Source organism: Pseudomonas sp. GCEP-101, assembly GCF_025133575.1.
GTDB lineage: Bacteria > Pseudomonadota > Gammaproteobacteria > Pseudomonadales > Pseudomonadaceae > Pseudomonas > Pseudomonas nitroreducens_B.
Genome location: NZ_CP104011.1, coordinates 6,170,305 through 6,194,547 on the forward strand (window position 1 = coordinate 6,170,305; position 24,243 = coordinate 6,194,547).

The 24,243-nt window shown below is 66.9% G+C and carries 27 protein-coding genes; 7 read left to right on the forward strand and 20 right to left on the reverse strand.

Translation table 11 applies throughout. The features are described 5' to 3' along the window. Positions 1-3: 3 nt before the first annotated feature. Entirely contained in the window at positions 4-612 is a 609-nt protein-coding gene (locus tag N0B71_RS27850; protein WP_259756342.1) for a DUF4893 domain-containing protein, read from the forward strand. A 20-nt stretch (positions 613-632) separates the two neighbouring features. Here the strand turns inward: N0B71_RS27850 and N0B71_RS27855 are convergent, their stop codons facing one another. Beyond that, the gene (locus N0B71_RS27855) at positions 633-1,256 is read right to left on the reverse strand and encodes a hypothetical protein (RefSeq protein WP_259756343.1); all 624 of its coding nucleotides are present in this window, start codon (positions 1,254-1,256) and stop codon (positions 633-635) included. A 104-nt stretch (positions 1,257-1,360) separates the two neighbouring features. Between N0B71_RS27855 and N0B71_RS27860 the strand changes: the two genes are divergently transcribed. Both N0B71_RS27860 and N0B71_RS27865 read left to right on the forward strand, forming a co-directional pair. Next, a complete protein-coding gene (locus N0B71_RS27860; protein WP_259756345.1) occupies positions 1,361-2,083 on the forward strand; it encodes an RNA pseudouridine synthase in 723 nt (240 codons plus the stop codon). Between the two features lie 744 nt (positions 2,084-2,827). Next, positions 2,828-3,094, forward strand: coding sequence for a hypothetical protein (locus N0B71_RS27865; protein ID WP_259756347.1), 267 nt, complete (start codon positions 2,828-2,830; stop codon positions 3,092-3,094). A 94-nt stretch (positions 3,095-3,188) separates the two neighbouring features. Here the strand turns inward: N0B71_RS27865 and N0B71_RS27870 are convergent, their stop codons facing one another. Further along, positions 3,189-5,003, reverse strand: a complete 1,815-nt coding sequence (locus tag N0B71_RS27870; RefSeq protein WP_259756349.1) for a monovalent cation:proton antiporter-2 (CPA2) family protein — start codon at positions 5,001-5,003, stop codon at positions 3,189-3,191. Positions 5,004-5,061: 58 nt separating this feature from the next. Then, positions 5,062-5,775: a lipoate--protein ligase family protein gene (locus tag N0B71_RS27875; protein WP_259756350.1), complete on the reverse strand. Its 714-nt coding sequence runs from the start codon at positions 5,773-5,775 to the stop codon at positions 5,062-5,064. Between the two features lie 221 nt (positions 5,776-5,996). Here N0B71_RS27875 and N0B71_RS27880 point away from each other — a divergent pair, with 221 nt between their 5' ends. Continuing rightward, a complete protein-coding gene (locus N0B71_RS27880) occupies positions 5,997-7,199 on the forward strand; it encodes a GGDEF domain-containing protein (RefSeq protein ID WP_259756352.1) in 1,203 nt (400 codons plus the stop codon). A 444-nt stretch (positions 7,200-7,643) separates the two neighbouring features. Here the strand turns inward: N0B71_RS27880 and N0B71_RS27885 are convergent, their stop codons facing one another. From N0B71_RS27885 to N0B71_RS27935, 11 genes are all read right to left on the reverse strand, one after another. Beyond that, complete coding sequence (locus N0B71_RS27885; RefSeq protein WP_259756353.1) at positions 7,644-8,051, reverse strand: hypothetical protein; 408 nt, start codon at positions 8,049-8,051, stop codon at positions 7,644-7,646. Positions 8,052-8,074: 23 nt separating this feature from the next. Further along, the gene (gene ccmI, locus N0B71_RS27890; protein ID WP_259756354.1) at positions 8,075-9,286 is read right to left on the reverse strand and encodes a c-type cytochrome biogenesis protein CcmI; all 1,212 of its coding nucleotides are present in this window, start codon (positions 9,284-9,286) and stop codon (positions 8,075-8,077) included. Then, on the reverse strand, positions 9,283-9,753 hold the full coding sequence (locus N0B71_RS27895) for a cytochrome c-type biogenesis protein (RefSeq protein WP_259756355.1): 471 nt from the start codon (positions 9,751-9,753) through the stop codon (positions 9,283-9,285). The genes ccmI and N0B71_RS27895 overlap by 4 nt, the downstream gene beginning before the upstream one ends. Continuing rightward, complete coding sequence (gene dsbE / locus N0B71_RS27900) at positions 9,750-10,292, reverse strand: thiol:disulfide interchange protein DsbE (RefSeq protein WP_259756357.1); 543 nt, start codon at positions 10,290-10,292, stop codon at positions 9,750-9,752. The genes N0B71_RS27895 and dsbE overlap by 4 nt, the downstream gene beginning before the upstream one ends. Before the next feature lie 2 nt (positions 10,293-10,294). Then, positions 10,295-12,268, reverse strand: coding sequence for a heme lyase CcmF/NrfE family subunit (locus N0B71_RS27905; protein WP_259756359.1), 1,974 nt, complete (start codon positions 12,266-12,268; stop codon positions 10,295-10,297). 1 nt (position 12,269) lies between these two features. Then, positions 12,270-12,755, reverse strand: a complete 486-nt coding sequence (gene ccmE, locus N0B71_RS27910) for a cytochrome c maturation protein CcmE (protein WP_259756360.1) — start codon at positions 12,753-12,755, stop codon at positions 12,270-12,272. Further along, entirely contained in the window at positions 12,752-12,928 is a 177-nt protein-coding gene (gene ccmD / locus N0B71_RS27915) for a heme exporter protein CcmD (protein ID WP_081519307.1), read from the reverse strand. The genes ccmE and ccmD overlap by 4 nt, the downstream gene beginning before the upstream one ends. Continuing rightward, a complete protein-coding gene (locus N0B71_RS27920; RefSeq protein WP_088416741.1) occupies positions 12,925-13,671 on the reverse strand; it encodes a heme ABC transporter permease in 747 nt (248 codons plus the stop codon). Before N0B71_RS27920 ends, ccmD begins: the two co-directional genes overlap by 4 nt. Positions 13,672-13,736: 65 nt before the next feature. Beyond that, entirely contained in the window at positions 13,737-14,408 is a 672-nt protein-coding gene (gene ccmB / locus N0B71_RS27925; protein ID WP_054907301.1) for a heme exporter protein CcmB, read from the reverse strand. After that, complete coding sequence (ccmA, locus tag N0B71_RS27930; RefSeq protein ID WP_259756362.1) at positions 14,405-15,061, reverse strand: cytochrome c biogenesis heme-transporting ATPase CcmA; 657 nt, start codon at positions 15,059-15,061, stop codon at positions 14,405-14,407. Before ccmA ends, ccmB begins: the two co-directional genes overlap by 4 nt. A 142-nt stretch (positions 15,062-15,203) precedes the next feature. Beyond that, positions 15,204-15,839, reverse strand: coding sequence for a serine acetyltransferase (locus N0B71_RS27935; protein WP_259756363.1), 636 nt, complete (start codon positions 15,837-15,839; stop codon positions 15,204-15,206). A 300-nt stretch (positions 15,840-16,139) separates the two neighbouring features. On the opposite strand from N0B71_RS27935, the gene fliK reads away from it, so the two are divergent. After that, complete coding sequence (gene fliK / locus N0B71_RS27940; RefSeq protein ID WP_259756365.1) at positions 16,140-17,762, forward strand: flagellar hook-length control protein FliK; 1,623 nt, start codon at positions 16,140-16,142, stop codon at positions 17,760-17,762. After that, positions 17,759-18,100: an EscU/YscU/HrcU family type III secretion system export apparatus switch protein gene (locus tag N0B71_RS27945; RefSeq protein WP_259756367.1), complete on the forward strand. Its 342-nt coding sequence runs from the start codon at positions 17,759-17,761 to the stop codon at positions 18,098-18,100. Before fliK ends, N0B71_RS27945 begins: the two co-directional genes overlap by 4 nt. 4 nt (positions 18,101-18,104) lie before the next feature. On the opposite strand, the gene N0B71_RS27950 is transcribed toward N0B71_RS27945, so the two are convergent. Beyond that, positions 18,105-18,602 (reverse strand): hypothetical protein, encoded by a 498-nt coding sequence (locus N0B71_RS27950; RefSeq protein ID WP_259756369.1) that lies wholly within the window; start codon positions 18,600-18,602, stop codon positions 18,105-18,107. Positions 18,603-19,047: 445 nt separating this feature from the next. Here N0B71_RS27950 and N0B71_RS27955 point away from each other — a divergent pair, with 445 nt between their 5' ends. Then, positions 19,048-20,463, forward strand: a complete 1,416-nt coding sequence (locus tag N0B71_RS27955; RefSeq protein WP_442964637.1) for an amino acid permease — start codon at positions 19,048-19,050, stop codon at positions 20,461-20,463. A gap of 62 nt (positions 20,464-20,525) precedes the next feature. On the opposite strand, the gene N0B71_RS27960 is transcribed toward N0B71_RS27955, so the two are convergent. The 5 genes from N0B71_RS27960 to motD form a co-directional block, all read right to left on the reverse strand. Further along, the gene (locus tag N0B71_RS27960; RefSeq protein ID WP_259756371.1) at positions 20,526-20,933 is read right to left on the reverse strand and encodes a DUF2802 domain-containing protein; all 408 of its coding nucleotides are present in this window, start codon (positions 20,931-20,933) and stop codon (positions 20,526-20,528) included. A 1-nt stretch (position 20,934) separates the two neighbouring features. Beyond that, positions 20,935-21,414, reverse strand: coding sequence for a chemotaxis protein CheW (locus tag N0B71_RS27965; RefSeq protein ID WP_015476565.1), 480 nt, complete (start codon positions 21,412-21,414; stop codon positions 20,935-20,937). Positions 21,415-21,476: 62 nt separating this feature from the next. Further along, positions 21,477-22,415, reverse strand: coding sequence for a CheW domain-containing protein (locus tag N0B71_RS27970; protein ID WP_259756373.1), 939 nt, complete (start codon positions 22,413-22,415; stop codon positions 21,477-21,479). Positions 22,416-22,512: 97 nt separating this feature from the next. Further along, positions 22,513-23,301 carry a ParA family protein gene (locus N0B71_RS27975; RefSeq protein WP_259756375.1) on the reverse strand — a complete coding sequence of 263 codons (789 nt, stop codon included), beginning with the start codon at positions 23,299-23,301 and terminating at the stop codon, positions 22,513-22,515. A 45-nt stretch (positions 23,302-23,346) separates the two neighbouring features. Next, a complete protein-coding gene (motD, locus tag N0B71_RS27980; RefSeq protein ID WP_259756377.1) occupies positions 23,347-24,231 on the reverse strand; it encodes a flagellar motor protein MotD in 885 nt (294 codons plus the stop codon). Positions 24,232-24,243: the final 12 nt, after the last annotated feature.

Genomic DNA, 24,243 nt, shown 5'->3' on the forward strand with positions numbered 1-24,243 from the left:
ACGATGTCCAAACGCTGCACCCTCACCGCCGCCCTGCTCGCCGCCGGTCTGCTGCTCTCCCCGCTGGCCTTCGCCGAAGAAACTGCCGTTGTCTGGCCGGCCGTGGTCAATGCCGCCGACCAGCAGCGCCTGACCAGCCTCGACGGACAGGTCAAGCAACGGCTCGACCAGCTCCAGCAGAGCGAGGACGAAACCACCCGCAACGAGGCGCTGAATCTCTACCGCATCGTGCTGGAGGACCCGGAGCCGCTGGCCGACGCGGCCCTGACCGGCAACTGGAAGTGCCGCTCGGTCCAGCTCGATGGCGACGCGCTGTATGGCTACCCGAACTTCAAGTGCTCGGTGCGGCAGACACCGCAAGGCCTGTTCCTGGAGAAGACCAGCGGCTCGCAGCGCATCAGCGGCTACCTGCAACGCCTGGACGACAAGCAGTGGGTGTTCGTCGGCGGCGCCTCGGTCAATGACGAACCGCAGGTCGGCTACAGCGGCCTGGAACACGCCGCCGCGCGGGAATCCGATGTGGTCGGTGTGGTGCGCCATTCTTACGACGGCTTCGTGCTGCTGGTGCCCGAACAATTGGGCGGCTACAACCTGTTCCGCTTCACCCGCTGAACCCCGCGGCGCGGCGACGGCTAGAACAGCGCGACCATTTCCTTGAGCGTCACCGCCCAGGTGCCCTTTGCGTTGAGGTAGCGATAGCCGAAGCGCGAGCCGTTGGCCTGGGTGGTGAGCACCGCGTTCCAGGCCAGCCCGCGCTGCAGGTCATGGGCCGGGTCGAGGAGGAAGAAGGCGTCGTCGCTCATCCCCACCGCCAGGCACCAGTGGCGGATATCGCTGTCCTTGCGGCCATGGAAGCCCAGCACCACGGGGATGTTGTCCTCCAGGTGCCGGCGGGTCAGCTCGACCATCCGCGTACCGTTGCCACGTTCGACACGGTATTCCTTGTCGCTGATGACCTTGAGCAGCTCCAGCAGGTCGGCGCCGGTGGTGCCGACGCGCACCAGCGTCTCGTGCTGGTTCAGGGCCTCCATCAGCCGCCCGTAGCGGGTTCGCGAGTCCACCGGCGCCAAGCCCTTGGCCTGGCGCCGCCCCAGCTGGTTGCGGGCGAGCATGGCCATCACCAGGCAGTACGGCCCGCAGGCGCCGTCCATGTCGCCCTGGCGCAGGTGCACCTTCTCGCCGCGCCGGTTGATCAGCCCGCCCGTGCCGTGTTCGTCCAGGTCCCAGCCCAGGCCGTCGATCAGGGTGATCTGCATCGTGATCCCTCGCCGCTTCGTCTGAGGTTGTGACCGGTCCCGGCGCGGATCATTCCGCCGGGTTGCGGTTACAATGGATGTTTTCCCCTGTCTGGTTGCCTGAAATGTCCGAAGCCATCCGCCTGTCCAAGCGCCTCGCCGAGCTGCTGCCCTGTTCGCGCCGCGAAGCCGAGCTGTACATCGAGGGCGGCTGGGTCACAGTGGACGGCCAGCGCGTGGAGGAACCGCAATTCAAGGTCGACAGCCAGCGCATCGAACTGCTGCCCGGCGCCTCCCCCGACCCGATTCCGCCGGTGACCATCCTGGTGCACAAGCCGGTGGGCCTGGGCAGCGGCAACGGCGCCAACTCCGCCCAGCAACTGCTGACCCCGGACAAGCGCTGGTCCGAGGACAACCTGCAGCAGCGCCTGCTGCGCAAGCACTTCGGCCACCAGCTCAACACCACCGCGCTGGAGACCGACGCCAGCGGCCTGCTGGTCTATACCCAGAGCCGCGGCGTGCAGCGCCGGCTGGTGGACGAGGCGGACAACATCGAGCACGAGTACGTCGTCGAAGTCAGCGGGCAGATCGTCGACAACGGCCTGAAGCGCCTGTGCCGCGGCCTGGTGATCGACGGCCGCGAACTGCCGCCGCTGAAGGTCAGCTGGCAGAGCGAAAACCGCCTGCGCTTCGCCGGCAAGCAGTTCCGCCCCGGCCAGATCTCCGCCATGTGCCGCGCGGTCGGCCTGCACGCCGTGTCGATCCGCCGCCTGCGCCTGGGTGGCGTGGCCATGGGCAAGCTGCCGGTTGGCCAGTGGCGCTTCCTGCAGCCGGGCGAGAAGTTCTGACGGGATTCTGTCTCAGGAACGACGGCCGCCGTTCCCTGAGAGCCCCCCCGAGTTTCCCTGTAGGAGAAACGTCGTTATCTGAAGCTCCGTGCTGGCGATTTTCCCTCTCCCTAACCCTGGCTGGGGAGAGGGCCAGCCCTCGCGCCGCGACATCTCCTGTAGGAGCGGGCCATGCCCGCGATCGCGCGCATGACGCGCTCCAACAGGTGGCCCCCAGCCTGGTTGCTCGCCGGTGAGTGCGGATTTCGCCGCGATGGATTTTCGCGGACAAGGTCCGCTCCTACGCCTGCGGATGGCACGGGCTTCCCCTGTAGGAGCGGGCCATGCCCGCGATCGCGCGCATGGCGCGCTCCTACAGGCGGCGCCCAGCCTAGTTGCTCGCCGGCGAGTATGAATTTCGCGGCGATGGATTTTCGCGGACAAGGTCCGCTCCTACGCGACCGGGCTCCCTACCCTCCCTGTAGGAGCGAGCTTGCTCGCGAACAGCCCCACTGCTCCGACGCCCGTTCGCGAGCAAGCTCGCTCCTACGAAGGCGCCAAACCGCTCAACCACGAGGCTTTGCGCCGCTATCGATAGCATCGATAGTCACCAGTCGACGCATTCAGTTCTCTTGATGATCCGCGACAGGCATCGTGGCCCCATCAACTCGCTGGCAGGAGATTCGCCGGCCCCGCAGTCGGGCCGCAGGGGCGAACGAGCTAGCCGCGACAGTCGCCCCAACGGATCGTCAAGAGGACACCACCATGCAAGTCATTCTCGATTTCCTGCTGCTCGTGGGCTCCCTGGTGGAGCTGCTGCTGTACGTCGCGCTGGCCAGCGTCGTGCTCGCCACCGTGGTGCTGCTCAGCGTCATCGCCGTGCTGACCCTGCGCTCGCCGGGGTCGGCGGTAGTCATCCCCGACCCTCGCCCCTCGGTCAGCCGCAAACCGCGCCCGGCGGTGAAGCATCAACTGGCCCGCCCCGTACTGGTCGCCGTGGCGAACGAGCCGATCCTGGCGAAAACCGCCTGACACCCACCTGCGTTCCGATCCGGCGGCATTGCCCGAGCGCGCCCGCGTGGCGCGCGCGAATGCCCTCTCCCCCTTCCGACACCCCGATGCCCCGTCAGTGGTGGCCGATGCCCTGGTCTTCCAGGTGGTCCGCCTCGAACAGGGTTTCCAGTTCCTTGCGCGCCTCGCGGGCGGTCTGGATAACCGCGGCCTCGTCGTCGTAGACGCGGTACTGGGCCATCAGCACCGCTTCGTCGTGGCGCTTGAAGCGGCGGATGCGTGCGGCGACCTGCTCCTCGTTCAGCCCCAGGCCGGTCAGCAGCAGGCGGCTCATCTCCAGGCTCGAATGGAAGGTCTCACGCACCGGCGTCGCGTCGGCGTCCAGCAGGTGGTAGACGTGCTGGCGGTTACGCGCGCGGCCGATGACCTTCAGGTGCGGGTAGAGCTTGCGCACCAGCCGCGCGGTCTCGATGTTGGTCTGCGGGTCGTCGGTGGCGACGACGAAGAACTCGGCTTTCTCGACCTGGGCCGCGCGGAGGATTTCCGGGCGCAGCGGGTCGCCATAGAAGATCGGGATATTGCCGTAGCTGCGGGTCAGTTCGATGGTATCCACCGAGGTATCCAGCGCGACGAAGGGCACGCCCTGGGCGCGCATGATACGGGCGACCACCTGGCCCATCCGGCCCATGCCGGCGATCACCACGCGCGGGGCGTCGTCCGGCAGCTGGCGGTATTCGGGCGGCGGCTCGCGCAGCACGGCCGGCTTGGGCTTGATGCTGCGCGCCAGGGCCAGCACCAGCAGTGGGGTCATGGCCATGGACAGGGTGATGCACAGCACCAGCAGCGAGTGCAGCTTGCCGTCCATCAGGCCCTGGGCCAGGGCCAGCTTGAACACCACGAAGGCGAACTCGCCGCCGGCGCCCAGCAGCACGCCCAGGCGGATCGCCGAGACCTTGTCCAGCCCGCCGGCCAGGCGACCGATGAGGAACAGCAGCGGCAGCTTGATGCCCACCAGCAGCAGGGTCAGGCCAAGCACCACCAACGGCTCGCTCTTGAGCAGGCCGAGGTCGGCGCTCATGCCCACGCTGATGAAGAACAGCCCCAGCAGCAGGCCCTTGAAGGGTTCGATCTGCGCCTCCAGTTCATGGCGGTATTCCGAGTCCGCCAGCAGCAGGCCGGCGAGGAAGGCGCCCAGGCCCATGGACACGCCGGCCCACTCCATCAGCCAGGCGGTGCCGACCACCACCAGCAGCGCGGTGGCGGTGGACAGGTCGGCCTGGCCGGTGCGAGCCACCGAGCGGAACACCGGGCGCAGCAGGAATCGCCCGCCGATCACCACCACGGCAATGCTGCCGACCACTTCCAGGACATGGGCCAGGTCACCGCCGGGCGCCGCTGAATCGGCGCGCGCGCCCAGCAGCGGGATCATGGCGATCAGCGGGATCGCGGCGATGTCCTGGAACAGCAGGATGGCGAAGCCGAGGCGGCCGTAGGCGCTGTTCAGCTCCTTGCGCTCGGCGAGGATCTGCAGGCCGAAGGCGGTGGAGGACAGCGCCAGGCCGCCGCCCAGCACCACGGAGGTGTTCACCGGCATGTCGAAGGCCAGCACCGCGACGCTGCCAATGGCCAGGCCCGTGAGCAGGACCTGCGCCAGGCCGACGCCGAATACCTGCTTGCGCATCACCCACAGGCGCTTGGGCGAAAGCTCCAGGCCAATGATGAAGAGCAGCAGCACCACGCCCAGTTCGGACAGGCTGGCAACGCTTTCCGGGTTGTCGATCAGCCCCAGCAGCGACGGGCCGATGAACACCCCGGCCAGCAGGTAGCCGAGCACCGCCCCCAGTTGCAGGCGCTTGGCCAGCGGCACCATGAACACCGCCGCGAGCAGGAAGACCACCGCCGACTGCAGGTAATTCGTCCCATGTTCCATGTATCAAGACTCCTTGGAAGGGTTGGGGCGAAGCGAAGATCCACCCATGTCGTTCATCTCATGCATCCAGCGCCACGCCCTCGGCCAGCAGGTGCCGCTGGAACTGCCCGGCCAGGGCGTCCACCTGGTCCCAGGGCTGCTCGTAACGCTCCTCCAGCGCCACGTGGCTGCCGGCGCGCACGCACGCGTCGAGGGCGCAGTGCTGGTAGAAGGCGTTCACCGCCGCGACCATCGGCTCGCGCTGGTTTTCCATCAGGATGGCGCCGTGGGCCAGCACCACGTAGCGCCCGTCGCTGGGCCGGCGGCGCCAGCGCTGGGCCGTGCCCACCAGCTTGCGGCCGCCCAGGTTGACGTTGTAGCGGCCATCGCAGAAAGCGCCCTCCACTTCCCCCAGGCCCGGGTCGAGGCCCAGGGCGGCCAGCCAGTCGCACAAGGGCTGGCACAGGCGCAGGTAGGCGGTTTCGATGCGCGTCTGTTCGTTGTCGCTGGGCGGGATCGCATAGACCAGCGCCACATTCAGTACCCCGGCAGACTGCGGCACCGGCTCACCGCCGGTATCGCGCAGGGCGATCGGCCAGCCCAGCGCGGCGCAGGCAGCTTCGGCGTCGGCAAAACCCTCCAGGCGGCTGAGCCGGCGCGGCATGACCAGCGACTGCTCCAGTGGCCGCCAGAACAGCAGGCCGCTGTCGCGCTCACCGGCGAAGGCGGCGTCGAGCAGCGCACGTTCGGCGTCCAGCCCGTGCTGCGCCGACAGTCTTTTCACTCTGTTCATGACAGCGTCCTTGGATCAATCGGGTTGCGGACTATGCCCGCCAGGGGCTTTTCCGACAATGTTTCAGGCCAATTTGTTGCGTGCTGGGAAATTTCAGCGTAGCGGGCTGAGACTACCGTTGTGTCGCCCCAGGTCACCCTGGGCGCATCTGCGCACCGCAGCGAAGCGGAGCTGCGTCTATCCTGCTACTGGCCGGCACTTTGCGCAGGAGGCCAGAGCCCGTGTCCAGGACGTTGCTGCAGCGTCTTCACCACGCCATTGCCATCAACGACGCACTGGCACTGCCCATCGCCCGGGAGAACCTGCGGCGCCTGTATTTTGCCGCCCTGCTGGCGGTGCCCTTCGACCTGATCCACATCGTCGTGTTTCGCCTCAACCTGCAGGGCTCCAGCCCCGAATACGACGGCTGGCGGCTGGATATCATCCGCGTGCATGCCGTGGTCGCGGTACTGTTCAGCCTGCTCGGCGTGCTCGCCTGGCTGGCCTCGCCGCCGCGCCGCAGTGCGCCCTTGTGGTACATGCAGACCCTGACCGTGCTGGGCAGCCTGCTGGTGCTCGGCTTCGGCGTAGCGATCACCGGCGCCGACCAGCAGGTGACGAGCAGCATCACCCCCTTCCTCATGGCCTCGGTGGCCACCGCACTGCTCATCCTGTTGCGCCCGAGCCTGGCGGTGATCCTCTACATCCTCGCCCTCTCCGCATTCGAGCTGACCATGGTCCTGACCCAGGCCAGCCCGCAGTTGCGCCTGTCGAACCAGATGGGCGGGCTGACCATCTGCGGTATCGGCCTGGTGCTGTCGTTCATCCTCTGGCACGGCCATGTGCGCAACCTGCGCCAGCGCGAATTCCTCCGCCAGCAACGGCTGGAGCTGGAGGAAAAGAACCGCCAGCTGGAGTACCTCGCCGGCCACGACCCGCTCACCGGGCTGTTCAACCGCCGCCAGTTCGACCAGTTGGTGGGCATGGAACTGTCCCGCGTCGCCCGCCAGCCCGCGCCCATCAGCCTGCTGATGGTGGACCTGGACCATTTCAAGTTCATCAACGACCGCTACGGCCACCCGCTGGGCGACGAAGTCATCCGCCACACCGCCAGCCTGCTGCGCAACTACACGCGCACCGGCGACAGCGTGGCGCGCCTGGGCGGCGAGGAGTTTCTCCTGTTGCTGCCCGATACCGCGCAGTTCCAGGCCCGCGCCATTGCCGAGAAGGTGCGGCGGCTGCTGGAGGAAACCCCGCTACCCATGAAGGACGGCCTGCTCTACCTCACCGCGAGCTTCGGCATCGCCTGCCTGGAGGCCGGCGTACCGGGCACCTATGAAGGGCTGTACGCGGCGGCGGACAAGGCGCTGTACAAGGCCAAGGCCAGCGGACGCAACCGCGTGGAGGTGATTGAACTGGGAATGGAGATGGGGACGTTTGACTGAGCGCCCACGCGGGCTGCCATCCCGGTGCGTAGGGGCGGGTTCCGTCCGCGATCGGCTGGGCAGGCACCCTGGACGACCGGAGCGGTTCCGGCACCTCGCGGATAAATCCGCTCCTACGAACGCGCGTAGGGCGCATCACGCGCCAGCGTTATCCGCCGCGGGGCCATCGGCGCATGACCCGTTCCGGGTTGTTCGCCCTACGGCCTACCCAAGCTATCAGGATTCGTAGGAGCGGACTTCGTCCGCGATTGGCTGGGCAGCGCGCCCCGCCCCGAAGGGAGAGGGAGCTGTCCGTGCTTCCCTGATGTGACCGGCGGACATCGACGGATACTCCAAGCCCGTCCCCTCTCCCTTCAGGGAGAGGGTTAGGGAGAGGGTGGTGAGTGCCGCTGGGGAATGGCCCGTTCGCGAGCAAGCTCGCTCCTGCGAAAAGCACGCGGTGCGTTACTGGGCGTACTTGCGCGTCAGCCCCGGCGGCACGCCGCTGCTGTCGGTCTCGGTCCAGGGGCCTTGCGGGCCGACGGCCCAGTACCAGCCGTTGTCCCAGTGGTAGTAGGTGCGCTGGCGGTAGTAGAGGTCCTTCTGGCCCTGGATCACATACACGCCCAGGCTCGCATCCCAGCGGCCCTTGCCGCCGGGCGGCGGGGCGAACTGGGTCGGACGCTTGGACGCCGCCGCCGGCTTGGACGGCTGCGGAGTGATGGGCGAGCTGGAGGTCTTGGCCGGCGGGATCGGCTTGCTTGGCTGCGAGGGCGGCGGTATGGGCGACGTCGGCTGCTCCGGCTGCTGCGGTTGCACCACGCAACCACCCAGTACCAGCATGGCGCCCAGCGCCAGCACTCTGCCCTTCATCGCTCAACCCTCTCGTGTCGTGATTACTTCTGATCCGGGCTGTCGATTGTCACGCTCTGCTCGCCCGCCTGGGAAGTAGACAACGAAGCGCTTCGTCCGATCCATTCCCCGGCGGTGGCATTGCCGGCGCGGGAGATACGCGCCACCAGTTGCACCTGCGGGTGCTGGGAGAGCTTGAGCTGCGGCATCATCGCGTCGGCGTCGCTGAGCGACACCTCGCTGGGCAGGTCGGACACCTTCAGGCGCTTGACCGCCAGCGGCATCGGCGGGCCGCTCACGGCGAGGGCGAAGACGAACACGCTGTCGTCCGGCTTGACCTGGCCCTTCACCGCGGCGCTGAGGTCGACCTTCACCTTCAGGGTCACGCCAGCGGTTGCGGCGGCCGCCGGCGCCTCGGGCGGCGTCTGGCCCTGCTCGATCATGCGTTGGCGGGCGCGCTCGATGCCGCCGGCGATGGCCTCGCGGGACGGGTCGTCCTGCGGCAGCACGGCGACCAGGCGGCCCCAGTAGTCGATGGCGTTGGCGTACTTTTCGTCCTCGAAGGCAGCGATGCCCAGCAGGCCGAGGGTGGTGACTTCCTGCGGGTCCTTCTTCAGCGCTTCGTCGGCCAGGTCACGAACCTGTTGGCTGAGCGCCTTGTTACCCGCGAAGTACAGCGCCTGGGCCCACTGGCCGAGCACTTCCGGCTGGCGGCCGGACAGGCGCGCGGCCTGCTCGAAGGCCGTGGCGGCGTCGGTGGCGCGGTTCTGCGTCATGTAGGCGCGACCGAGGAAGTACCAGCCTTCGGCGGAATCCGGCTGGGCCTTGAGGGAGCGCTCCAGGCGCGAGGTCACCTCTTCCATGGACTTGGGCGCGGTGGCGAATTCGCGGGCCAGCTCGACCTTGTCGCTGGCGCCCCAGTGCAGGTAGAGCCCCAGGGCGAGGAACGGCAACACCAGCGCAGCCACCAGCGGCGCGGCGCGCCCCAGGCGGGAACGGCGGTCCTCGCCGGCGCCTTCGGTATCGGAGAGCAGCTCGCGCGCGGCCTCGGCGCGGCCGGCGTCGAACTGCGCGTCGTCCAGGGTGCCGGCGTCACGCTGGCTGCCCAGCTCGGCCAGGCGTTCCTGGTACAGGGCGACGTTGAGGGCGGTGCGGTCTTCCTCGGCCTGGGCCTTGCGGCCGCGCAGCAGAGGGACGAGGAGGAATGCCAGGGCCACCAGCAACAGCAGGCCGGCGGCGAGCCAGAAATCGATCATTTGTCTTGGTTATCCAGCAATTGGTCGAGACGCGCCTGCTCCTCGGCGGACAGCGTGGTGGAAGTGGCAGCCGCCGGGCGACGGCGCCGCGCGACGATGGCGCCGATGACGATCACGCCCAGGCCCAGCAGCGCGGCGGGGCCGAACCAGAGCAGCCAGGTGCGCTCGCTGACTTCGGGCTTGTAGCGCACGAACTCGCCGTAGCGGTCGACCATGTAGTCGATGATCTGCTGGTTGCTCTTGCCGGCGGCCATCTGGGTGTAGATCTGCTTGCGCAGGTCGGCGGCGATCGGTGCGTTGGAATCGGCGATGTCCTGGTTCTGGCACTTGGGGCAGCGCAGCTCGGTGGTCAGGTCGCGGAAACGCTCGCGCTCGATGTCATTGGCGAACTCGTAGGTGTCGATGGCGGCGTGGGCGATGCCGGTGAGGCAAAGCCCGAGCGCGGCAGCGGCAAGAAGACGCTTCATTTACCCTCCGCTTCGTCGACCAGGCCCTGGTAGATCGGCGCCAGTTGCTCACGCCAGACCTTCTCGTCCACGGCGCCGACCAGCTTGTGGCGGATGATGCCGTCCTTGTCGATGATGTAGGTCTCCGGCGCGCCGTACACGCCCAGGTCCAGGCCCAGGGTACCCTGCGCATCGGCGATGTTCAGCAGGTAAGGGTTGTGCAGCTCCTTGAGCCACTTCTGCGCGGCGGCCGCGTCGTCCTTGTAGTTGATGCCGTAGATCACCACGCCCTTGGCGGCGAGATCGGTGAGCACCGGGTGCTCGAAACGGCAGGTCGGGCACCAGGTGCCCCAGACGTTGACCAGCGCCGGCTTACCCTTGAGGTCCGCCTCGGTGTAGGTCTTGCCCGGCTCGGTGACGCTGGGCAGGGAGAATGCCGGGAACGGCTTGCCGATCAGCGCCGAGGGCAGCTCACTGGGGTCCAGCCACAGGCCGCGGAAGAGAAATACCGCGACGACCAGGAAGATCGCCAGGGGCAACAGCAGGATTGCACGCTTCACACTCAGGCTCCCTGTCCGGCGAGGCCCAGGGCCTCGCGTACGCGCGTTTTCACTTTCAGGCGGTAGCGACGATCCAGCGCGGCCAGTACGCCGCCCAGGGCCATCAGCAGACCGCCGAGCCAGATGAAGCGCACGAAGGGCTTGATGTGCACGCGCACCGCCCACGCGCCGTTGTCCAGCGGCTCACCCAGGGCGACGTAGAGGTCGCGGGTCAGGCTGCCGTGGATACCGGCCTCGGTCATCATGGAGTTCTGTACGCTGTACAGGCGCTTTTCCGGGTGCAGCGTGGCAACTTCGGAGCCGTTGCGGGTGACACGGATGGTGCCCTTGTCGGAGGTGAAGTTCGGGCCTTCGAAGTGATGGGTGCCCTCGAAGCGGAACTGATAGCCGGCCAGCTCCACCGACTCGCCCGGCGCCATGCGCAGGTCGCGCTGAGCGCTGAACTGGCTGGTGAGGACCACACCGATGGCGCAGATGGCGATACCGAAGTGCGCCAGCTGCATGCCCCAATAGCTGCGGTTCAGGCCCGCGGCGCCGGCGATCACGCCCTTGTGGCGGACCTTGTCGAAGAAGTCGCGCACGCCGGCCAGCACCACCCAGGCGGCGAGCATGAACACGCTCAGCACTTCCCAGTGCAGCTCGCCATACAGGAAGCTGCCGAGGCCGCCCAGCACCACGGTACCGATCAGCACCGGCGTGAGCATGTTGCGCAGCCAGCGGGTCGGGGTGTCCTTCCAGCGCACCAGCACGCCGACCGCCAGGGCCAGCATGAGGATCGCCATCAGCGGTACGAACAGGGCGTTGAAATACGGCGGGCCGACGGACAGCTTGGCGCCGCTGATGGCGTCGAGCACCAGCGGGTAGAGGGTGCCCAGCAGGATCATCGAGGCGGTGACCACCAGGATCAGGTTGTTCAGCAGCAGCAGGGTCTCGCGGGACCACAGGGCGAAGCCGACCTGGCTCTTGACCACCGGCGCGCGCAGGGCGAACAGCGTCAGCGAGCCGCCCACCACCAACAGCAGGAAGGCCAGGATGAACACGCCGCGCTCCGGGTCAGAGGCGAAGGCGTGCACCGAGGTCAGCACGCCGGAGCGGACCAGGAAGGTGCCCAGCAGGCTCAGGGAGAAGGCCGCGATGGCCAGCAGCACGGTCCAGCTCTTGAACACGCCGCGCTTCTCGGTCACCGCCAGCGAGTGGATCAACGCGGTGCCCACCAGCCAGGGCATGAACGAGGCGTTTTCCACCGGGTCCCAGAACCACCAGCCGCCCCAGCCCAGTTCGTAGTAGGCCCACCAGGAACCGAGCACGATGCCGATGCCGAGGAAAGTCCAGGCCACCAGGGTCCAGGGCCGAGACCAGCGCGCCCAGGCGGCGTCGAGGCGGCCGCCGAGCAGCGCGGCGATGGCGAAGGCGAAGGCCACCGAGAAGCCCACGTAGCCCATGTAGAGCATCGGCGGGTGGACGATCAGGCCGGGGTCCTGCAGCAAGGGGTTCAGGTCGTTACCGTCCGCCGGTACCTGCGGCAGCAGGCGGCTGAAGGGGTTGGAGGTGATGATCAGGAACAGCAGGAAGCCAGTGCTGATCATGCCCATCACGGCCAGCACGCGGGCCAGCATCACTTCCGGCAACTGACGGGAGAACACCGACACGGCGAAGGTCCAGCCGCCGAGAATCAGCGCCCAGAGCAGCAGCGAGCCTTCGTGGGCACCCCACACGGCACTGAACTTGTAGAACCACGGCAGCGCGCTGTTGGAGTTGCTGGCGACGTAGGCCACCGAGAAGTCATCGTGGAGGAAGGCCCAGGTCAGGCAGCCGAAGGAGAACAGCAGGAAGGCGAACTGCCCCCAGGCTGCCGGGCGCGCCAGGCTCATCCATTGGCGGTCGCCGCGCCACGCGCCGACCAGCGGGAAGAACGACATCACCAGCGCCATGCACAGCGCGAGGATCAGCGAGAGGTGGCCGAGCTCGGGAACCATGTCAGTTGCTCCCCTGTTGCGGCGCGGCGCCACCGTTCTGGCTGGCCTCGTAGTGCTCCAGCTTGCCGCTGTCCTTGAGCGCCTTGGTGACTTCCGGCGGCATGTATTTCTCGTCGTGCTTGGCCAGCACTTCGTCGGCGGTCAGCACGCCGGCGGAATCGATCTTGCCCAGGGCGACGATGCCCTGCCCTTCGCGGAACAGGTCGGGGAGGATGCCGCGGTACTTCACCGTGACCTCCTTGGCGAAGTCGGTGACCACGAATTCCACGTCCAGCGAATCCGCCGAGCGCTTGAGCGAGCCCTTCTCCACCATCCCGCCGGCGCGGATGCGCGTGTCGTGCGGGGCTTCGCCGTTGGCGATCTGGGTCGGGGTGTAGAACAGGTTGATGTTTTCCTGCAGGGCCGACAGCGCCAGGCTGACGGCGACGCCCACACCGGCGACGATGGCGAGGACGATGTACAGACGCTTCTTGCGGACCGGATTCACTTGCTGGCCTCCCGGCGCAGACGACGCGCCTCTTCTTGCAGGTAACGCCGGCGCGCCACGATGGGCGAGACGACGTTGATCGCCAGGACCACCAGGCAGATGGCGTAGGCGGACCATACGTAAGGGCCATGGTGACCCATGGCGAGGAAATCGGAGAAGGATTCGAAACTCATAGCGCGCGCTCCACCTCGGCCTTGACCCAGCTCGCGCGGGCTTCGCGCTTGAGCACTTCCAGGCGCATGCGCATCATCAGCACCACGGCGAAGAAGCAGTAGAAACCGGCGACCATCATCAGCAGCGGGATCCACATCTCCGGCGGCATCGGCGGCTTTTCGGTCAGCGTGAAGGTGGCCGGCTGGTGCAGAGTATTCCACCAGTCCACCGAGTACTTGATGATCGGGATGTTCACCACGCCGACGATGGCCAGTACCGCGCAGGCTTTGGCCGCGCTGTCGCGGTTGGTGATGGCCTGGCCCAGGGCGATGATGCCGAAATACAGGAACAGCAGGATCAGCATCGAGGTCAGGCGCGCGTCCCAGACCCACCAGGCGCCCCAGGTCGGCTTGCCCCAGATGGCACCAGTGACCAGCGCGACGAAGGTCATCCAGGCGCCGATGGGCGCGGCGCACTGCACGGCGACGTCGGCGATCTTCATCTTCCAGATCAGCCCGACCGCGCCGGCCACCGCCAGCATCACGTAGCAGGACTGGGCGAGGAACGCCGCCGGTACGTGGATATAGATGATCCGGAAGCTATTGCCCTGCTGGTAGTCCGGCGGCGCGAAGGCCAGGCCCCAGACGGTACCGGCGACCATCAGCAGGATCGCGGCGACCGCGAACCAGGGCATCCAGCGTCCGCTGATCTCGTAGAACCACTTGGGCGAGCCAAGCTTGTGAAACCAAGTCCAGTTCATCATCAGGCTCTGTCATCAAAGCTCTAGTCTGCCGCCGGTGCCGCTTCGAGAGCCCGGCGATCGTTCGTTCACTCGCCGACGCTGATCTTCAGCCCGGCGGCAATGGCAAAAGGCGTCAGCGTCAATGCTAACGCCGTCAGGCTGGCCAGCCACAACAGGTGCCCGGCGGTGGGCAGCCCCTGCAGCGACGCCTGCAGCGCTCCGCTGCCCAGGATCAGCACCGGAATGTAGAGCGGCAGGATCAGCAGGGCCAGCAGCAGGCCACCGCGCTTGAGGCCGACGGTGAGCGCGGCGCCCACGGCGCCCAGCAGGCTCAACACCGGCGTACCCAGCAGCAGCGACAGCAGCAGGTCCGGCAGGCAGCGCGCCGGCAGGCCCAGCATCAGGGCGAACAGCGGCGACAGCAGCACCAGGGCCAGCCCTGAAACCAGCCAGTGTGCCAGCACTTTGGCCAGGACCAGTAGTGGCAGGGGGTGCGGCGAAAGGACCCACTGTTCCAGGGAACCATCCTCGAAATCGCTGCGGAACAGGCCGTCCAGCGACAGCAGCACCGCCAGCAAAGCCGCGACCCAGACCAGGCCCGGCGAGAGGTTCTTGAGCATTTCCGACTCGGGACCGACCGCCAGCGGGAACAGCGCGATGACGATGGCGAAGAACACCAAAGGATTAGCCAGCTCCGCCGGACGTCGGAACAGCAGCCGCGCTTCGCGGGCGAGCAGCAGGGTGAAGACGTTGCTCATCGCGCCGCCACCTCCCGTGCGTGCTGGCCAAGGTCCAGGGCGCGGTACCCCTGTGGCATGCGTTCCAGGGTGTGGTGGGTGGTCAGCACCACCAGGCCACCGCGTTCGCAATGGCCGGCCAGGTGTTCTTCGAGCTGCGCCACGCCCTGCTTGTCCAGGGCGGTGAAGGGTTCGTCGAGGATCCACAACGGCGGCGCGGCCAAATACAGGCGCGCCAGGGCCACGCGGCGCTGCTGCCCGGCGGACAGGGTGTGGCAGGGAACATCCTCGAAGCCACGCAGGCCGACGGCTTCCAACGCCTGCCAGATGGCATCGCGGCTGGCCGGCTGGTGCAGCGCGCAGAGCCAGGCGAGATTCTCTTCGGCGGTCAGCAGGCCCTTGATACCCGCGGCGTGGCCGATCCACAGGAGCAGGCGCGCCAGCTCGTGGCGCTGCTCGGTCAGCGGCTTGCCATTGAGCAGCACCTCCCCCGCGGTGGGCTGCATCAGCCCGCTGAGCAGGCGCAGCAGGCTGGTCTTGCCGCTGCCGTTGGGGCCGACGATCTGTAGCATTTCGCCCGCGCCCAGTCGCACATCGAGACGCTCGAACAGCATGCGCCAGTCCCGCTCGCAGGCGAGCGCCACGGTTTCGAGGAGGGGATGGGTCAAGGGCATCGGCAACCGTCGGGCAGAAAACAGTCAGGAGTGCAAAAAAGCGGCCAAACCCGCCAGGCCGCCAAGCACGGCCGCGGGCGGCGCATTATACACAGCCGTTCCTACACCCGACGTCAGGTTTTTCGACAGGGTGTAACGCGCCTCAGGCCCTGCGGCGGGCCCCTGGGCTGTCATGATCGTCCGGCTGCGCCTCTTCGTCGCGGGCACGACGGGTATGGATGGTGCTGATCGGCGACGTTTCCTGCTGCTTGATCAGACTATGAGTATGCCGCGAGATATAGGAGTGGTTGGCCGGGATATCCCGGTTGACAAAGGCCGAGGCACCAACCGACACGTTGTCACCGATGTGGAGGCCGTCGCCGATGATGCAGACATTGGCACCGAGGCTGACGTTGTCGCCGATGAGGATCGGCGCACTGCCATCGTTCTTCTGGCCGATGGTGGTGTTCTGGAAGATGCTGAAATTCTTGCCGATCACCGCCTTGCGGGTGATTACGATGCCAACCAGGTGAGGGATGTAAAGCCCCTCACCCACCGGGATAGTAATCGGAATCTCGATACCGAAGCGCTCGGCGAGGCGATCACCCAGGCGCATGGCGCGCTTCTGCCAGAAGGCGCTGGGGCTGGAGTGCAGGTATTGGGCGACGCGGAACCAGAACATGTAACGATACCGGGCGCGCTGCCGGCAGCGACGATGAAGCCGAGTCCAGCTGAAGCGGCTTTCCTCGCCCCCCAGGATCTCGATCCGCCACAGTCGTTTCAATTCCGCGAAGGTCATTACTGCATTCCACTTGATTCAGCCTGCGGTCCCTGCGGCAATGAAAACGCAATATTACTCTGATACCGCCCATCGGCACAAAACAACGCTGCGTTCGCCAAGAGGCAACAATCGCGTAAGTCCTTGCCACACCGGGATTTGCGGCACTTGGCCGAAGGCCGATGCTGTCATTGTGCCAACGGATCCTTAAACCTCTCTTAAGGAATCCGCGAGCGCCGCCGTCGGCCGAACGGTCTAAAGTGCCGTGCATCGCCGCCGATACACTGGGCGTATACCCGTCACTCCGCCTACAGGTCTTCGATGCCGAGCGAAATTGGCGTTTCCCGCCCGCTACCGCCCACGCCGACGCTGCGCAGCTCGCCGAGTGCTGCCGAGTTGACGCTCAAGCTCGCGCAGAGCCTGGGCGACCTGCTGCCGCCGGGGGACAAGGCGCATGCCGAGGTGCTGGCGGTGCGCGAGGGGCAGGTGAATTTCCAGTTGCTGCTGCGCCTGACGATGGCCGGCGGCCAACAGGCCCTGGTGGTGGCGGAAAGTCCCCAGGCGCTGCCCAAGGGCAGCACCCTGCAGCTGTCGATGACGAACCCGACCAGCCTTGCCGCCACCTTGCTGACGCAACCGAGCCTCGGCTCGCTGGGGCTGGCCGGGACCAGCCAGGCGCCGCTGGGCAGCCTCGACCTCGACGTGTTGCCGGTGGGCACGCTGATCCAGGGCAAGGTGGATGCCAGCCAGGCCATCGCCCTGGGCAAGGCCGAACAGGTGGTCTACAAGGTGCTGGTCACCCTGCTCAACACCCCGCTGGCGGGGCGCCAGCTGAGCCTCGAATCGCCCAACCCACTGCCCCTCAACAGCCTGCTCAGCGCTCGGGTGCAGGATCAACAAGCCTTGCAGTTCCTGCCGATGAACGCGCGCCTGGAGCAACTCGACCTGAGCCTGCAGCTCGGCGTCCAGCAGAGCCGTCAGGGCCCGCTGGACGGCCTGTTCAAGGCGCTACAGGGCATGGCCAGCAATCCCAACGCGGCCCAGGACGCCAGCCCGGAATTGCGCCAGGCGGTGGACAAGCTGCTTGGCGCCCTGCCCGACGTGCGTCAACTCAGCGATGCCAAGGGCGTGGCCCAGGCCTTCCAGCAGAGCGGCGTGTTCCTCGAAGGGCAATTGCTGCGCGGCGTGGAAGGCCTGCCGCAGGACCTCAAGGCCAACCTGCTGCGGCTGATCGCTCAACTGCTGCCGGCCGTTCAGGGCGGCACCGCGGCTGCGGTACTGAGCAACCTGCCGGGTACCGCCCTGGCCGGAGCCAACAACCTGGCCCAGGCCATGCCGGCCTTCGTGCGCAACGCGCTGGGCGTGATCGGTCAGAGCAGCGGCCGCGCGCCAGCCCCGGTCAGCTTCCCGCTGCCCAGCCGGCTGGCCAATGAATTGGAGGAGGAAGGCGACCTCGAATCGCTGCTCAAGCTCGCCGCCGCCGCCGTCGCCCGCCTGCAGACCCACCAGTTGGGCAGCCTGGCACAGAGCGACGTGCTGCCCGACGGCACGGTACTGAACACCTGGCAGCTGGAAATTCCCCTGCGCCATCAGCAGCAGCTGGTACCGATCCAGGTGCGTATCCAGCAGGAGGAAAAGGACTCCCAGGGCAAGGACCGGGACCAGCCGCCGCGCGAGATGCTCTGGCGCGTCGACCTCGCCTTCGACCTGGACAGCCTCGGCCCGCTGCAAGTCCAGGCCACCCTCGCCCACGGCAGCATCGGCACCCAGCTGTGGGCCGAGCGCGCCAGCACCGCCAGCCTGATCGACGGCGAGCTGGGCACGCTGCGCCAGCGGCTGAATGACGCCGGGCTGACGGTGGGTGAACTGAGCTGTCGCCAGGGCAAGCCGCCCCAGGGCACGCGCACGGCCGTGGAGCAGCGCTGGGTGGATGAGACCGCATGAAAAAGGCCAGAAAAGCGCCACGCCAGGCCATCGCCCTCAACTACGACGGTCAGAGCGCGCCGACACTGACCGCCAAGGGCGACGACGAGCTGGCGGAGACCATCCTCGCCATCGCCCGTCATCATGAGGTGCCGATCTACGAGAACGGCGAACTGGTGCGCCTGCTGGCACGGCTGGAACTGGGCGATGCGATACCCGAGGCGCTCTACCGCACCATCGCGGAGATCATCGCCTTCGCCTGGTACCTCAAGGGCAAGAGCCCGTTGAATGACAACCCGGGCGCCGCGCCGGATGCAATGCCGCTCTTGCTGGAAGGCCCGGCCTCGCGGCGTCGCTGACTCCTCAGGAACGGCAGGCGCAGCCAGTGCGGGCCGGCGCCGAGTCGCCGACCGGTGCGAAGTCGCGGAATTCCCCCACCGACCTGCGAATCGGCTGCTCGTCCTCGCTGTGGTAGAGCACCATGCTGCTGGTCACTTCCCGCAGCTGCGCCAGGGACAACGGCTTGTCCAGCACGTCCAGCAGCGGCACGCGGTTGGCCCAGGCCCACTGCATCAGCCCGCGCTTTTCCTCGGCGCTGTAGTGCCCCACCAGCAGGAACTGGCGGAAGGTATTGCTCTGGCTCAGCGCCTTGAGGCTCAACAATTCGCTGGGGCCGGGGCGGAAATCATCGTGGATGAACAGCCCGTAGCGCTGCCGGTTGGCAAGCGCCTTGCGCACTTCGTCCAGGTTCAGGCACAGGCTCAGGTGGTAGAACTCCAGGCGGTTGAGCAGCACGCTGTAGTTCAGGAGCCGGCCGGGATTCGAGCACAGCACCATCGCCCGATGGGAAATCGTCGCCATTTCGATGGCCTCGATAACAGTTGATGGGGCCAATGTAGCGACGAATTGACGCCCTTCTTATCAGACGAGTCCTAATCCGCTGTAGTGGAAATCCTACTTATAAGACTTCCCGACGGCCGGTTTCCGACATTGCGCCGCGGGCATCGCTTTGTTCAGCCCCTTTGCCGCCTGTTCGAGTCATCTCGGCAGCGCGCCACCGGCGGGCCGCGAGCGCGGCCAGGCGGGGCACCGGCAAATGTCCAACCCGTTCATTCTTTGCACAAGAAGCCGCGCCGCCACTTGAGAAACGGATGAAGGAATGGGGAACGCGGGTTAAACACCCAGGTTCCTATGAGTTTCTCGTTCATCGAACGCGACCTGTCCATCCGCGTGGTCAGGCCCCCAGGGAAACCCGCACGGATTTTCCCTTCCATCCGTTCGTATCGTCATTTGTCGGCAAGGAAGTTTGATCGTGAGCAGCACGCATGAAGCAGGCAACACGCCTCACCACAACGAACTCAGGGGCGGACTGAAATCCCGCCACCTGACCATGATGTCCATCGCCGGCGTCATCGGCGCGGCACTCTTCGTCGGTTCCGGTAAAACCATCGCCCTGGCGGGGCCCGCGGCCGTGCTGGCCTACCTGGGCGGCGGCATCCTGGTGGTGCTGGTGATGCGGATGCTCGGCGAGATGGCGGTCGCCCAGCCGGACACCGGTTCCTTCTCCACCTATGCCGACCGCGCCATCGGGCGCTGGGCCGGCTTCACCATCGGCTGGTTGTACTGGTACTTCTGGGCCTTGCTGATGGGCTGGGAAGCCTTCGTCGCCGGCAACATCCTCAACAGCTGGTTCCCGATGATCCCCGGCTGGGGCTTCGCGCTGATCGTCACGCTGTCGCTGATCGTGGTGAACTTCATGAACGTGCGCAGCTATGGCGAGTTCGAGTTCTGGTTCGCCCTGATCAAGGTGGTCGCCATCGTCATCTTCATCATCATCGGCGGCCTGGCGATCGCCCACCTGTGGCCGTGGGGCAGCACCGGCGGCTGGTCGAACCTGACCGCCAACGGCGGCTTCATGCCCAACGGCGGCAAATCGGTGGTGGTCGCCCTGCTTGGCGTGATGTTCGCCTTTCTCGGCGCGGAGATCGTCACGGTGGCCGCCGCCGAGTCGGCCAATCCCGACAAGGCGATCATCCGCACCACCAAGTCGGTGGTCTGGCGGATCTGCCTGTTCTATATCGGCTCGATCTTCATCGTGGTCGCCCTGGTGCCGTGGAACCACCCGCAGCTGGGCGACCCGACCTGGGGTTCGTACCGCGTCACCCTGGACGCGCTGGGCATTCCCTACACCGGCCTGATCGTCAACTTCGTGGTGCTGACCTCGGTGTGCAGCTGCTTCAACTCGGCGCTCTACACCGCGTCGCGCATGCTCTATTCCCTGGCGCGCCGTGGCGACGCCCACCGCATCATGCAGACCACCGGCCGGCGCACCGGCACGCCGTACGTAGGCGTGCTGATCTCCAGCCTCTTCGCGCTGGTGGCGATCTTCCTCACCGCCATGCAATGGATGGACGTCTATGACGTGCTGATGCAGGCCACCGGGACCATCGCCCTGCTGGTCTACCTCGCCATTGCCTTCTCGCAATTGAGGATGCGCCGCAAGCTGGAGGCAGAAGGCCGGGAGATCAAGCTCAAGGTCTGGCTGTTCCCCTGGCTGACCTACGGAGTGATCGCCTTCATCATCGGCGCCTTCATCGTCATGGTGTGGGAAGGCACCTACTTCTACGAAGTAGTCTACACGCTGCTGCTGGCGGCAGTGATCGTGACCATGGGCCTGATTGCACAGCGCTTCGATATCGGTACGACAAACCGCAAAGGCTGAAGACCTGCCGGATGAATGCGAGGCCCCACGTCCGGGGCCTCGTTTCGTCGGGGCGGCGCTTGCTAGTCGCGCGCCTTGCCTTGATGCAGCCGGGCGACCAGCTCGGCCTCGGCCTGGGACAGGCCGCAGCTCTGGGTCAGGTCTTCCGGGCTGGCGCCCATGCCGACCAGGCGCGCAGCCTGGCTGAAGGACAGGCTGGTGGGGTCGCGCTGCTCGATGCGCACCAGACGCTCGGGCAGCGGCGCGACCTGCTTGCTCAGCTCGCGCAGTTCCTCGCCCATGCGGACGTTGATCTGCTGGTACGACTCGATGCGCTTGCCCTGCTCTTTCAGGCGCTGCTCGAACACCGCCAATTGCTTGGTCAGCTCCACCGTCTGGGCTTGCTGGGCGCGCTGCCGGCCGGACAGCCAGACGCAGGCGCCAGCAAGGGCGACGCAGGCGACCGCGAGCACCACCAGTGCAATCAGCACCTCAGATGCTCTCCAGCTCCGACCACTCTTCCTCGGTCATCATCTTGTCAAGCTCGACCAGGATCAGCAGCTCGCCGTTCTTGTTGCAGACGCCCTGGATGAACTTGGCCGATTCCTCGTTACCGACGTTCGGCGCGGTCTCGATCTCGGACTGGCGCAGGTAGACGACCTCGGCGACGCTGTCGACCAGGATGCCCACCACCTGCTTGTCGGCTTCGATGATGACGATGCGGGTGTTGTCCGAAACCGGCGCCGGGTCCAGGCCGAAGCGCTGGCGGGTGTCGATCACGGTGACCACGTTGCCGCGCAGGTTGATGATGCCCAGCACGTAGCTCGGGGCACCCGGGACCGGCGCGATCTCGGTGTAGCGCAGCACTTCCTGGACCTGCATCACGTTGATGCCGTAGGTCTCGTTGTCCAGGCGGAAGGTGACCCACTGCAGAATCGGATCTTCGGCACCTTGCGCTGACGTTTTCTTCATATCCCCTCGCCTCTTCTGGTTTCCACGCCGCCTGCGGCGCGGAGGTTTTCTGTCGTATTGGGTTAGTGCTGCAGGCGCTTGGCCGCGCCGCTGGCGATCAGTTCGGCCAGGGCGGAGACATCCAGCAGCGCGCACATCTGGTCGATCACCGTGCCGGCCAGCCACGGGCGCTGCTGGCGCTGGCTGCGCCACTTCACCTCGGACGGGTCCAGGCGCACCGAGCGGCTGACCTGGTGCACCGCCAGCCCCCACTCGTAGCCCTGCACGGAAATCACGTATTGCAGCCCTTCGCGGTAGTCGTCCCGGTAGCGCTCGGGCATCACCCAGCGCGCGGTGTCGAGCACCTTCAGGTTGCCGTTCTGCCCGGGCAGGATGCCCAGGAACCAGTCCGGCTGGCCGAACAGCGGGGTCAGGTCGTGCCCCGCCAGCGGATAGATCGAGCCCAGGCACACCAGCGGCACCGCCAGGGTCAGCCCGGCGACGTCGAACAACAGGCACTCGAACGGCTCGGCGGCCCATACCGGGCGGCCGTCGTCGAGCAGCTTCAGCGGCGCGGCGGGCAGCTCGGCGCTGCCCGGCTGGTGCAGGTCGATGACCTGGCCCAGCTGCGCAGGCGGCTCATCGGCAACCGGTGCGGCGGTGGTTGGCGCGTCGCTGGCCGGGGCCATCGGTGCGGGGGCGCGCAGCTCGGCGACGGGCGCCCGGGCGGAAACGCTCAGGCGCGCATCGCGGACCTGTTCCTCCAGCACCGCCGCCTCGAATTCGTCGAGGCTGACGCTGGCATCCGCCGTCTGCACCACCGCAGCCTGGGGCTCGGCGGTGAGCGGTGCGAGCGGCTCGCTGACCACCAGCGCCACCGGGGCGGCCGGCGCAACGGGCGCGGCAACGGGCTGCGCCACCGGTTCCGGGGCGAAGTCTTCGAACGTGGCCTCCTGCAGCAGCGCGTCCAGGTAGGACTGCAGCGCAAGCTGGGGGCGCGTGGCGGTAGCGGAACGACTCATGAGGGATAACCGCGCAAGGTGACTGTCCAGCCTATCGGCAGCGGACGCGCCGCTCTTGAGCGCATCCGTCGGATTCTTTTGTTCAAGCACCGCATGCTCACGCTACCTGACTTGCCGGCACGTGGGCCAGCAGATGCTTGAGCAGTGCGCGGTAGGCGATCACGCCACGGCTGTTGCCATCGTTGCGCGAGGGCACCAGGCCCTGGCGGCTGGCGTCGCGCAGCTTGGTATCCACCGGGATGAATGCCTGCCAGAGGGTGTCCGGGTAGGTGTCGCGCAGCACCCGCAGGGTGCCCAGAGAGGCCTGGGTACGGCGGTCGAACAGGGTCGGGACGATGGTGAACGGTAGCGCCTGCTTGCGCGAGCGGTTGACCATCTTCAGGGTGTTGACCATGCGCTCCAGGCCCTTGAGGGCGAGGAACTCGGTCTGCACCGGGATGACCAGGTGCTGGCTGGCCGCCATGGCGTTGACCATCAGCACGCCCAGCAGCGGCGGGCTGTCGATGATCGCGTGGTCGAACTCGTTCCACAGCTGCGCCAGGCTCTTGGCGATCACCAGGCCCAGGCCGTTCTGCCCCGGCGACTGGCGCTCCAGGGTGGCCAGCGCGGTGCTCGACGGCAGCAGGCGGATGTTCTCGTGGCTGGTGGGCAGCAGCAGCGATGCCGGCAGCCCCTCGGGCACGTTGCCCTGGTGCAGGAACAGGTCGAACACGCTGTGTTCCAGGGTGTCCGGATCATGGCCGAAATAACTGGTCATCGAACCGTGGGGGTCCAGGTCGACGATCAACACGCGCTTGCCGGCGTCCGCCAGCAGGCCCGCCAAGGCGATCGACGATGTGGTCTTGCCGACGCCACCTTTCTGGTTGGCTACCGCCCAGACTTTCATAGTGCTGGCTCCCCGCAGGCCGTGTTTCGGTTCAGGGTGTTCATATCATTCAGCCCCTGCCGATGACGAAGAATTGACGGCGCCACTGCCGGGCGCCTCGCTGGCAACCACTGGTGCAGATTGCGTGCCAGCATGCCGCAACGCCGGGTCCGGCTGCGCCTTGCCGCTGCCCGCGCCGCTGATGCTGCGGCGCACCTCCAGGTTACGGGAGATCACCAATACCACCCGGCGGTTGCGTGCGCGGCCGTCCGCCGTGGCATTGTCCGCCACCGGCTGGAATTCACCATAGCCCACCGCCGCCAGCCGACCGGCGTCGAGGCCGTCCTGGGCGAGCATGCGGACGATGCTGGCGGCGCGGGCCGCGGACAGTTCCCAGTTGGTCGGGTACTGCGAATTATGGATCGGCACGTTGTCGGTGAAGCCCTCGACGTGCACCGGGTTGCGGTAAGGCGCCAGAATCCTGGCGACCTTCTCGATGATCGCGAACGCCGCGTCGTTGGGCACCGCATCGCCGCTGGGGAACAGCAGGCTGGAATTGAGGGTGATCTCGATCCAGAACTCGTTGCCGCGCACCGACAACTGGTCGGTGGCGATCAGGTCTCCAAACGCCTCGCGCACGCTCTGGGTAATCTGCTGGAGGGTGTCCGGGTTGCCCTGGGCCTGCCCTTCGTCCTGCGGATCGGTCAGCGACTGGTCCGGCTGCTGGGTGTGCGGACGCTCCTCGCCAATCGGGATCGGACGCACCGAGCGGTCGGGCTGGTTGAACACGCCGGTCAGGGTTTCCGAGAGGATCTTGTACTTGCCCTCGTTGATCGAGGAGATCGAGTACATCACCACGAAGAAGGCGAACAGCAGGGTGATGAAGTCCGCGTAGGACACCAGCCAGCGTTCGTGATTTTCGTGTTCTTCATGGCGTCTGCGGCGAGGCATGCGCATCACCTT